General features: G+C 34.4%; 17 protein-coding genes. 3 read left to right on the top strand and 14 right to left on the bottom strand.

All coding sequences use genetic code 11. From position 1 onward, the window contains the following. Positions 1-33: 33 nt before the first annotated feature. The 8 genes from HPY60_10585 to HPY60_10550 are packed head-to-tail and all read right to left on the bottom strand — an operon-like array spanning position 34 to position 3,871. On the bottom strand, positions 34-813 hold the full coding sequence (locus HPY60_10585; GenBank protein ID NPV51623.1) for a proteasome assembly chaperone family protein: 780 nt from the start codon (positions 811-813) through the stop codon (positions 34-36). After that, a complete protein-coding gene (locus HPY60_10580) occupies positions 810-971 on the bottom strand; it encodes an RNA-protein complex protein Nop10 (protein NPV51622.1) in 162 nt (53 codons plus the stop codon). The genes HPY60_10585 and HPY60_10580 overlap by 4 nt, the downstream gene beginning before the upstream one ends. A 1-nt stretch (position 972) precedes the next feature. Continuing rightward, positions 973-1,752 (bottom strand): translation initiation factor IF-2 subunit alpha, encoded by a 780-nt coding sequence (locus HPY60_10575; GenBank protein ID NPV51621.1) that lies wholly within the window; start codon positions 1,750-1,752, stop codon positions 973-975. Positions 1,753-1,759: 7 nt separating this feature from the next. Next, a complete protein-coding gene (locus HPY60_10570) occupies positions 1,760-1,936 on the bottom strand; it encodes a 30S ribosomal protein S27e (GenBank protein ID NPV51620.1) in 177 nt (58 codons plus the stop codon). Between the two features lies 1 nt (position 1,937). Beyond that, a complete protein-coding gene (locus HPY60_10565) occupies positions 1,938-2,216 on the bottom strand; it encodes a 50S ribosomal protein L44e (GenBank protein ID NPV51619.1) in 279 nt (92 codons plus the stop codon). Positions 2,217-2,231: 15 nt separating this feature from the next. Then, positions 2,232-2,765 (bottom strand): hypothetical protein, encoded by a 534-nt coding sequence (locus HPY60_10560; protein ID NPV51618.1) that lies wholly within the window; start codon positions 2,763-2,765, stop codon positions 2,232-2,234. Beyond that, positions 2,762-3,499, bottom strand: a complete 738-nt coding sequence (pcn, locus tag HPY60_10555) for a proliferating cell nuclear antigen (pcna) (protein ID NPV51617.1) — start codon at positions 3,497-3,499, stop codon at positions 2,762-2,764. Before pcn ends, HPY60_10560 begins: the two co-directional genes overlap by 4 nt. A gap of 60 nt (positions 3,500-3,559) precedes the next feature. Then, positions 3,560-3,871 (bottom strand): hypothetical protein, encoded by a 312-nt coding sequence (locus HPY60_10550; GenBank protein ID NPV51616.1) that lies wholly within the window; start codon positions 3,869-3,871, stop codon positions 3,560-3,562. 59 nt (positions 3,872-3,930) lie between these two features. Between HPY60_10550 and HPY60_10545 the strand changes: the two genes are divergently transcribed. Beyond that, the gene (locus HPY60_10545) at positions 3,931-4,425 is read left to right on the top strand and encodes an AAA family ATPase (protein NPV51615.1); all 495 of its coding nucleotides are present in this window, start codon (positions 3,931-3,933) and stop codon (positions 4,423-4,425) included. Here HPY60_10545 and HPY60_10540 read toward each other — a convergent pair. From HPY60_10540 to HPY60_10525, 4 genes are all read right to left on the bottom strand, one after another. Further along, complete coding sequence (locus HPY60_10540) at positions 4,413-4,817, bottom strand: nucleotide-binding protein (GenBank protein NPV51614.1); 405 nt, start codon at positions 4,815-4,817, stop codon at positions 4,413-4,415. The two genes, HPY60_10545 and HPY60_10540, sit on opposite strands and share 13 nt — an antisense overlap. Further along, positions 4,784-6,004, bottom strand: coding sequence for a translation initiation factor IF-2 subunit gamma (locus HPY60_10535; protein ID NPV51613.1), 1,221 nt, complete (start codon positions 6,002-6,004; stop codon positions 4,784-4,786). Before HPY60_10535 ends, HPY60_10540 begins: the two co-directional genes overlap by 34 nt. Before the next feature lie 35 nt (positions 6,005-6,039). Next, positions 6,040-6,441: a 30S ribosomal protein S6e gene (locus HPY60_10530; protein NPV51612.1), complete on the bottom strand. Its 402-nt coding sequence runs from the start codon at positions 6,439-6,441 to the stop codon at positions 6,040-6,042. Between the two features lie 70 nt (positions 6,442-6,511). Further along, positions 6,512-7,162, bottom strand: coding sequence for an HAD family hydrolase (locus tag HPY60_10525; protein NPV51611.1), 651 nt, complete (start codon positions 7,160-7,162; stop codon positions 6,512-6,514). A gap of 39 nt (positions 7,163-7,201) precedes the next feature. Here HPY60_10525 and HPY60_10520 point away from each other — a divergent pair, with 39 nt between their 5' ends. After that, a complete protein-coding gene (locus tag HPY60_10520) occupies positions 7,202-8,143 on the top strand; it encodes a hypothetical protein (protein NPV51610.1) in 942 nt (313 codons plus the stop codon). 65 nt (positions 8,144-8,208) lie between these two features. After that, a complete protein-coding gene (locus HPY60_10515) occupies positions 8,209-8,460 on the top strand; it encodes a UPF0147 family protein (GenBank protein NPV51609.1) in 252 nt (83 codons plus the stop codon). Here the strand turns inward: HPY60_10515 and HPY60_10510 are convergent. Both HPY60_10510 and HPY60_10505 read right to left on the bottom strand, forming a co-directional pair. Further along, on the bottom strand, positions 8,457-9,104 hold the full coding sequence (locus HPY60_10510) for a Kae1-associated kinase Bud32 (protein ID NPV51608.1): 648 nt from the start codon (positions 9,102-9,104) through the stop codon (positions 8,457-8,459). The two genes, HPY60_10515 and HPY60_10510, sit on opposite strands and share 4 nt — an antisense overlap. Then, positions 9,101-9,338 (bottom strand): hypothetical protein (locus HPY60_10505; GenBank protein ID NPV51607.1); only part of this gene is annotated, 238 nt, incomplete at its 5' end. The genes HPY60_10505 and HPY60_10510, both read right to left, overlap by 4 nt.

Below are 9,338 nucleotides of genomic sequence, written 5' to 3'. Positions count from 1 at the left end.
AATATATCCCTGAAAAACTAAGAAATAAGTTAATTACCTTATGTAACCTGTTTCTTCATTTCCAGGCGGCAGTGTCTGATATTCAGTCATGTTCTTCTGCATTTCTTGTATCTTTGAAAGTGCTTTCTCAGTTTCTTCTGCTCTCTTATCAAGTTCTTCCATGTTTATTTCAAGTTCCAATATATCGACTAATACTTGTAGAACTGCCTTTGAGGCTTTAGCATCAATAATGTACCCCGGAGACTCGCCCAATAGACATAATCCTTTCATATCCCTAAGTTTTCCCATGGCTATAAGAAGTCCTGATGCGCCAACAATTGCCGATCCTGGATCTTCTCTAAAAACAATGTTTTTCTCTTTATACTTCTCAACTGTTTCAACATCAGATGCTGCGCCCAATACCTTTGGTTCTTTTACGGGATACCCTCCTGTAGAATATCCGCCCAACGTAAACATCTCTTTCACACCAAACTTCTCAATAAAGTCTAAGATAGTAGTGGCGATTTCATAGTGGCCGTATCCATCTGTGGGAGGTGGTTGAGTATCTCCAGATAAGAATAAGATATCTCTTTTACCGCCAGTGTAATAGTAAAATTCATTTTTCATCAATCTCATGGTTGAATCTTTTTCAACTAATGCTTGATGGGGAAATCTAGGAGAATATAAATCTGCAAATTTAACAGCTTTTAATTCTTGGATAAGATGATCAGCAGCAAGTTTTCCTACAAGTCCTATTCCAGGAAGCCCTTCAACAAATATTGGATTATCAAGTTTAATATCTTTTATTTCTTCGATGATATAAGTTTCTTTCATAATGTTCCACTCTCTTTTTTAATTAATCTTCTATATTTACCGTACTTATCCTCGGGTGAAAATTTTGGAGGGTGAGGATTTACTGTACGGACATTGCATAAAGGACATAAATCCTTTAGAGTATATTTTTTACACTCAGGGCAGATTTTCATCTTCATATCATGATCTCTTAAAGGATCCTTTACCCTCATTACTCTGAACGTGTGATATTGCCATCTCCGCAATATCTCTTAAAACAGATTCTGCTACTTTATAATCTTCTGCTATAATATGGATTGAATATTTTGGAGATCCTTCATTTCTTATTTCGACGTCTTCCACTTTGTCTTTGAATTTATCTCTCGCGTTGACTAACGCGTCCTTTATTATGTCGATGCCCTCTCCTGAATAACTTTCAAGGGTAATGTGCCCAGTAATTGAAACTAATGGATTTTCAACATTAGTTTTTATAATTTCATAGAGCCCATCAACATATTTTTCGTCTATTAATTCCTCTAAGATAGTCTTACCTTTTGTTGAGGCATCTTCAAATGCGGCGTATAAATCACCGTATTTATTAACAAGGGGCACCCCAATATTATGAATGATACTCTTGTAATCTTCTCCTATGTTTGTAGCATACAGCTCCAGTAATTTTTCGCCTTTCTTTTCTCTCTTGAATTCCTGGACCTTAGTCTTCTTCTGTTGGCTTGTAACCCTTCTCAAAGATAAATCTATATGGTTTTTAGATTCATCAACTTTTAGAACCTTGCAAACTATCTTTTGGCCTTCTCTGACATGGTTTCTAATATTTTTGACCCAACTGGAGGAGATTTCTTTTATGTGTATCATTCCCTCCTTGTCATATTCGTCTAATATAACAAAAGCACCGTAAGGAAATACTTCCTTAACGGAACACATGACAAGGTCTCCCTCTTCAGGGTACTCCTTTTCAAGCATTAAATAATCACTCCAAAACTTCTAGTATTTCAGCATTAATCTTGCCTACCCCGCCTTTTGACTCAACAAGGGATTTCCCACAAGTAAGGCATTTTACGGTGATAGCAGGTCTGTTGAATACTACCTGTTCACTTGAACAATCTGTGCATTTAACTCTCAAAAACTTTGAAACAAGTTTTTTCATATTATGCCTCCACGAACTCTAACTTTTTAATTCTGAAGCCTTTTCTTGTAGTGGCTTTTTTACATGATTCGCATCTATATCTTAAATCAAGTTTACTTACAGTTTTTCCGCCGCTAACTGAAGATCTGGGGAAACCTCTGTAACCTTTAATTTTTCTTCTATACCTTCTCTGACCTGCACTAAGCTCTCCTCTTTTTCTTTTCTTCACAGTCTCAACTTTATGTGAAGTGTGTTTTTTACAGGTCGGGCAGTAGGTATTCATCTTTTTTGGCATTTTCATAAGAATCACTCTCGACTAGCTCTCAGCAACTTTCTCTCTTATAAGTATCTCGGCATTTCTCAAGGGAATTGAAATTATTTCCCCTTTTTTATATGGTCCATAGGACCTCATATCTTCCCCTATGAACTCCGGTACATCTTGTGAGAGCTTTACCTCCTTAAAAACCTTTTCCCTTGTTTCTTTAGGAGTAATAATTTGTTTTGTGGATACCTTAGAATTAATAATGCTGCTCCGATATCCATTAAAAATATCCTCGATGTCCTTAGAAATCCTATTTTCAAGCCCGTTATCCGGACTATAATTATCAAGAGAATTTTCAACTAATGATCTAAATCTCTTTCTGCAAAAAGATTCAAATTTTAATTTGGCATAATCACTTTTCGCCTTTTTTATTTTACCTTCAAGGGTATTTTCGTCAAAGGTTTGAGTTAACAAATCAATGATATCGCTATTATCTTCCCCAACAGAATCAAGAATGCCAATTTTAATACATTCTTTTTTGAAAATAGTTATAGGGTCGTCATTATATTTTCCCATATTGTTTCTCATCTTTCAACTCTTGGGGCAAGTATGAACACAAATGAAGCGCCTTCGATTTCAAATTCGATTTTTACAGGCATATCGTTGCCTATCTCAATTGACATTTCTCCAGGTATTGACTTTGACATATCAGTTAGATAGCTTAGATTGAATGTTGAAGCTGCAGCTGCCGATACAAGAATCTCATAAAGATCAGGATCGCCCTTTTCAATCTTTACTTCAATGTCACCTGTGTCCCCTTCAGCGTTCATATAAAATGCGTCATCTGACTTTAAAGAAACATGATCTGAAACTATATTTGCATCTTTTAGGCCTTCTCTGAAGGCTTGTGAATTAAGCCTTACCTTGGAAGTAGTATTTAATGCGGGCATCTTTAGATTTGATTGCTCTGTGACGTCTATAAGCTGGCACCCAAATCTTCTAGTTGATGTTCCTTTCAAAACCATTAATATCTTATTTTTTTCTTCGTCAAGCTTTAGAACTAGGATATCATCGCTTCTACTCCTATTTATGAATTTTGACATATCCTCAATATCAATGCCGATGATTGTTTCTTTATCAGTTTTATACTCTGCAAATACTTCCTTGTTCATTTTAAAATCGATCATACTAACATGGGATGGATCCATGGCCCTTAACTCGATACCTTCAGCAGTAATCTTTAAGGGAACTTCTTCAACAAGACTCCCGATTGCAGTTACGCATTTTCTCCATGTTTCTGCACTTAAAACGGCTTCAAACATTATCTCACCTTAAGACCTATATGCAATAGTTATTATTATATTTATATAAATTTATTGGAGTTACTTATAATAAAGACCCCTAATTTTGTCAAAACTTTCCCTATAAAGTTTAATGTCAAGCTCTGACATATCTTGTATTAGTTCTCCTTTAAGGGAGCCCGATATAGAAACACCGAAAACTCTAACGATGTCACCTTCCTTGAAATTGATATCTTCACCAAAGACGACTTCAATTTGGCCTGTTCCATCATCTAAAAGAATATCATTCCCATCTTTTTTTATTATGGCGCCTACCACACTGACATATTTTTCATTTGGTATCTCTTTTATTTTTACCTTCTTAAAAGGTGGCTTTGTAAACCTATCTGGCAAATTATCCCTCAGTCTATATTTTGAGTAATATATTTAAAACTTACCTTAAGAAATAGTATATGCTTATAGTTATAACTGGTCTCCCAGGAACTGGAAAAACTACAATTGCTGAAGGACTCGCTAAAGATATAGATGCTGTTGTCCTTTCGACTGATAAAATAAGGAAAAAGATTTTTGAAAAACCAGTATATAACGAAGAAGATAAGAGGATTGTCTATAATGAGATTTTTTCACAAACAAGTGAAAATCTATCCAAAGACAAAAATGTTATTCTTGATGGAACTTTTTATACTAAAGCCTTGAGAAAAAGAGCAAAAGAAGTTGGAGTATTATTTGGAATAAATGTTTATTTTGTTTATTGTGAAACTCCAGAAGAGATTCTCAAAGAAAGGATAGAAAATAGAAAGGATAAATACAGTGATGCCGATTATAGCGTTTATCTTAAGATGAAAAAAATATTTGAAGAATTTGAAGAAGAAGTAATTAAAATAGACACTTCCCATAACCTATCCGATAATGTTGAGACTATTAAAACAAAAATTTACTCAATGTAACCTTCGAGAGCCAGTCTTACTCCCTTTTTCAGGAAAATAACTGGAATCTGAATTTTTCTTAAATCAGACTTTAATTTCATATCATTTGTAGCGACTATGCACTTATTATTTTTGGCATATTCTAGAATGGATCTATCAACTGGGCCTTCAAAATCTATTTTTTCGTAACGCTCAGATATCTTTAATGCAATTTCTTTAGCAGTCTTGTCTGATCCTGTGAGTTCAATCTTTTTCAATTCTGAAATTACATTTGTAGGTATAAGTATCTGGCATTTTTTCTCAATAACATCTTCGATTGATTCAATTCTGAGATTAAATCTACCAGGAAGAAGAAGAAAATTAGTATCTAAAATTACAACTACTTTATTATTCCGTAGCCTATTAGTCTCCATCTGGCTCCGACCCTTCTACTGATGGCTACCCTTTCGCCTACTAAAGAACAAACTGGAAGTTTTAATATCATTTCTGTAACTTTCCCAACTTTAGTTGTTGTACCTATTGTTTTAGCTGTTCCAACGTTTAACAGAAGCATTTCTTTGGGCCTTATTGGTTCTACCTCAATTTCATCCTCTGTTCCAACTACTCTTTCAAGCAAGTGTATTTCAAGAGATAGAGTCTCCCATACTTTTGGTAACTCTTCTGGATGTCCTAAAATACTGCCTGCTAAAGTGTCTGATTTTGTAACTGCTGGATCTAGAGAAGTTCCAACTCCAAGAAGCCCACCAGGTAAAGCCTCTTCAACTGATTCATTGCTAACGTTTAAGCTTGATACTTCAGTCAGTATAGGTTTGAAAACTTTCTTGTTCTGTTCAACTTTTTCAAATCCTGGCCTTATTTCTATTTTATCTCCAACTTTTAGCTTTCCCTGAATTAGAGATCCGCCTAAGATACCTCCTTTAAGGTCTTCTGGAAATGTTCCGGGCCTATTTGTATCAAATGATCTTGCAACGTACATGATCGGTGGTTTATTGGGATCTCTTTTTGGAGTCTTTATGACGTCTTCAATAGCTTTAATGAGATAATCAATATTAACTCTGTGTTGGGCGGATATGGGGATAATTGGAGCATTTTCAGCTACAGTCCCTTTAATAAAATTCTTAATTTGATTATAGTTTTCAATTGCTTTTTCCTTAGAAACAAGCTCAATTTTATTCTGTGCAATTACTATATTCTTAATTCCAACTATATTTAAGGCCATTAAATGCTCTCTAGTCTGGGGCTGTGGACATTTTTCATTAGCAGCTATGACTAATATTGCCCCATCCATTATTGCAGCGCCTGAAAGCATTGTTGCCATTAAGGTTTCATGGCCAGGTGCATCGACAAAGGAGACTTTTCTTAAAACTTTAGATTCTCCGCCACATTTTGAACAAGTTTTCTCTGTAGTATAAGCCTCAATTCCTTCACAGTTTTCACATTTTTTAAACTCTATATCTGCATATCCAAGTCTAATTGTAATACCTCTCCTAAGCTCTTCGCTGTGTTTATCTGTCCAAACACCAGATAGAGCTCGTGTCAAGGTTGTTTTACCATGATCGACATGCCCTACAAGGCCTATATTTACTTCAGCTTGTCCCAACTATATGTCTCCTTTACCATAATTATTTTGCACCATTAAGATTTAGCTTCTTCTGGTGCTTCTTCTGATTTCTTTTCTTCAGGATTTTCGTATTTTTCAGGCTTAATTACTTTGGTATTAATTTGGGCAATGTCTTCGTTTATGGTGTTGCCTCTTACTCTCTTTTTTCTTCTCTCGCCGTGTTCTACTGGATTAAAGCCTACACTCTTAGAAAGTAGAAGTTTTACTCTTCTGCTACCATCGAGATCTTTTCTCATTGGAAATCCGTCTTTATCGGATCCACCTGTAATCTTTAATACGTGGCCAGAAAGTCCAATTGTCTCACCATTAAACTCTTCGCCAATTTTTAAACCAAAGAGGGATTCTGCCTGCTTGTCTTTTACTTCTTTCTGTATAGTTTTACCATCTTGATAAGAAACAATAACTTTGTATTCCATAGTGACCCTCCTATCTTTGGATATATAGGAAACGATTAAGTTGCTGTTTAAAAACTTTATTGTCTATATTCTATAAAAATGAAATTATTTCCTCTAGAGAGGTAACTATAAGGTCTGCATCATTTAGAAGATCTTCTGAAGAAACGCCCGATAGTACTCCTATTGTAAAACATCCTGCTCTTTTTCCAGCGAGGACGTCGTATCTATGGTCTCCAATAACTACAGTATCCTTAGCCTTTTTTTCTAAATGTTTAATTGCAACTTCAACATGTTCCGGATCAGGTTTTACCTTTTCAACATCCTCCCTTGTAACTATAACGTCCATATATTCAATCAATCCTGTAACTTTCAGGGTATTAATAGAGGCAGCTTTATTGTTTCTAGTGACAATCCCAATATTCTTTCCCTTTGACTTTAGGGAGGTTAAAAGATCTATAGAATGTGGAAAAGCTTCAGCTTTTTCTGATGCTTCAATCTCATGCTGAACCACAATATTTTCAATTTTTTTCACAAACTCCGAATAAGCTTCTTCTTCTGAAAATTCTGACCTTAATTCCTTCAATGTTTCAATTAATGATCCTTTCATTTCTATTTGGATCCTATTTTCTTCTAGAATTTTTCTAGTGACTTGTTTTAGATATTCGAAATCAAGTTTAAATTTTACTAAGGTTCCATCCATGTCAAAAAGAAAAAGGGTGTAATCAGAAAGTCTTCCTTCCATAATAAAAATATTTAAGAACACCTATATAACATTTATTTCATGAATTACATATTACTTCCAATTATTTCATTTGTTGTTACCCTTTTTATTACGCCTGTAATAGGGAAATTCAACAAAAAGCATGGTTTGTTTGGTGTTGATCTCCATAAAAATCAAAGATTTGAGGTTCCGGAAGCTGGCGGTATTGCAATACTTCTCGGAACAATCCCTATATTTATCCTCTATTATTTATTATCACTTGATTTTAGAATATTAATGTTCATATTTCCGGTCACAATAATAGGAATCGTTGGTTTTATTGATGACCTATATAATATCCCTCAATTTCTTAAAACAGCCCTATGTCTTTTAGGCGGAGTACCTTTATTGTTTTTTGTCAAAGGGTTAAATCTAAATCTAATTTTTTTTGAGATTGACATGGGCCTACTTTATTTAATAATAATACCAATAGGCATAACTGCAGCTTCAAATCTAACAAATCTTCTTGCAGGATTCAATGGAGAGGAAATGGGCCTTGGACTTATATCAACTCTTTCTTTGTCAGCCTGCATATACCTTCTGGGAGACCTGCAAACATCATTATACTTACTTACTTTTACCTTTGCCTTCTATGCATTTTTAATATATAATAAATATCCGGCAAAAATATTCCCAGGGGATACTGGAACACTGATAGTTGGTGCATTAATAGCATCTTTTTCTATAATAAAAAATATAGAAGTAGTTGGAGTTGTTCTTTTATTTCCTCAAATTATGGAATTTTTGTTCAAATCAATTAGAAGATTTGGGGGTAAAAAATATGGCCCTACAAAAATCGATAAAGATGGGATCTTGCATCCTCAAAAATATCTATCGGTCGCAAATCTACTTACTTCTAATTTTAAACTCACAGAGAAAAAATTAGTTCTTGTAATTTGGTCTATTGGAGCCATTTTTGGCATAATATCTATTATTATAACATATTTTGTTATGGTAAACTAAATATCCCAAAGATAAAGGTTTTAAAGCAATATAATATTCATGCGATATATAGAAGAGGTGATTTAATGCCTGAAGAAAATATTAAAGGTATAGTCGACTACTTAAACGAATTTGTTAACGAAGACAACAGTGTTCCTAGAAATATAAGAAGGGCTGCCAAAGAAGCTGCAGACAGACTACTTGATACTTCTGAACCTGTACAATCAAGAGCCCATGCAGCAGTTGAACTTTTGGACGAGATTTCAAACGATCCAAACATGCCCATGCACACAAGAACAATTCTCTGGGAAGTTTTAAGCGAATTAGAAAAAATTTAATCTCTTTTTCTATATCTTCCCCTCTTTTCTATTTGTTCAATTCTTTGAAGGATTTCTTCCTTTTTTTGTTGTCCAAGAACTTTTGAATATCCTTCAAGTATTATTTTAAATAACTCTTCAGAGATATCAAAATGTGTGCTTTCTAATGCCTGCCTTAACAAATGTATGTCTATACCTTGCTTCTCAATCTCTTCAGATTCCTCAGATAATCCAAAGTCAATGAAGTATAACTTACCATCTTTTAATATCATGTTTGAGGTGGTAAGATCTCCGTGGATTATCCCAGCTTTATGCATACAACCAACTGAACTACCTATCTGATGGCCTATTTCTCTATCTAATCCCTTAGAAGAAAGGTATTCCTTTAATCTAGTTCCGTTGATGTATTCCATCACAATGCTTTTTTCTTTTAAGTCAACAAGATACAATGAGGGGGAAAATACTCCGTGACTCTTTGCTTTATTAATTATCTTTGCTTCTTTTACTGTTCTAAATCCCCGGATCATGTCATCAATTTGATTGATCCTGTAATTTTTCTTGACTCTTTTTTTGATAACGACTTTTTCATTGTAAAAGTCAAATCCAAATACATCCTTGAAATCTTCAAGATAAAGGTCCGCCTCTGCACCTTTTTTTAGAATCAAAGATTGCCCCCCAGTAAGTCAAATATCTCCTTTTCTTTTACATTGCCCACTCTTCCAATTTTACCCTCGACTAAATCAACTATAGTGGAAGGGAGGTTCATATCAAGTATCCCCTCATCAATGAAAAAGTCAATTTCTTCTATGTACTCTTTAAGGCTTAATTTTACTTCGTTTATAGAGTATGGAGATGGATCTCCGGATTTATTTGCGCTTGTGGAAATAATTGGTTTATCG

The organism is Methanofastidiosum sp., from assembly GCA_013178285.1.
Taxonomy (GTDB): Archaea; Methanobacteriota_B; Thermococci; order Methanofastidiosales; family Methanofastidiosaceae; genus Methanofastidiosum.
Note: the sequence above shows the minus strand (reverse complement) of the source record. Positions and strands in the feature narration are given on the sequence as shown.

Coding starts and splice junctions, on each gene's coding strand:
- HPY60_10575 (NPV51621.1), bottom strand. CDS start 1,752: ATGCTTGAAAAGGAGTACCCTGAAGAGGGAGACCTTGTCATGTGTTCC.
- HPY60_10545 (NPV51615.1), top strand. CDS start 3,931: ATGCTTATAGTTATAACTGGTCTCCCAGGAACTGGAAAAACTACAATT.
- HPY60_10585 (NPV51623.1), bottom strand. CDS start 813: ATGAAAGAAACTTATATCATCGAAGAAATAAAAGATATTAAACTTGAT.
- HPY60_10580 (NPV51622.1), bottom strand. CDS start 971: ATGAAGATGAAAATCTGCCCTGAGTGTAAAAAATATACTCTAAAGGAT.
- HPY60_10515 (NPV51609.1), top strand. CDS start 8,209: ATGCCTGAAGAAAATATTAAAGGTATAGTCGACTACTTAAACGAATTT.
- HPY60_10530 (NPV51612.1), bottom strand. CDS start 6,441: ATGGAATACAAAGTTATTGTTTCTTATCAAGATGGTAAAACTATACAG.
- HPY60_10520 (NPV51610.1), top strand. CDS start 7,202: ATGAATTACATATTACTTCCAATTATTTCATTTGTTGTTACCCTTTTT.
- HPY60_10560 (NPV51618.1), bottom strand. CDS start 2,765: ATGAGAAACAATATGGGAAAATATAATGACGACCCTATAACTATTTTC.
- HPY60_10570 (NPV51620.1), bottom strand. CDS start 1,936: ATGAAAAAACTTGTTTCAAAGTTTTTGAGAGTTAAATGCACAGATTGT.
- HPY60_10565 (NPV51619.1), bottom strand. CDS start 2,216: ATGAAAATGCCAAAAAAGATGAATACCTACTGCCCGACCTGTAAAAAA.
- pcn (NPV51617.1), bottom strand. CDS start 3,499: ATGTTTGAAGCCGTTTTAAGTGCAGAAACATGGAGAAAATGCGTAACT.
- HPY60_10540 (NPV51614.1), bottom strand. CDS start 4,817: ATGGAGACTAATAGGCTACGGAATAATAAAGTAGTTGTAATTTTAGAT.
- HPY60_10525 (NPV51611.1), bottom strand. CDS start 7,162: ATGGAAGGAAGACTTTCTGATTACACCCTTTTTCTTTTTGACATGGAT.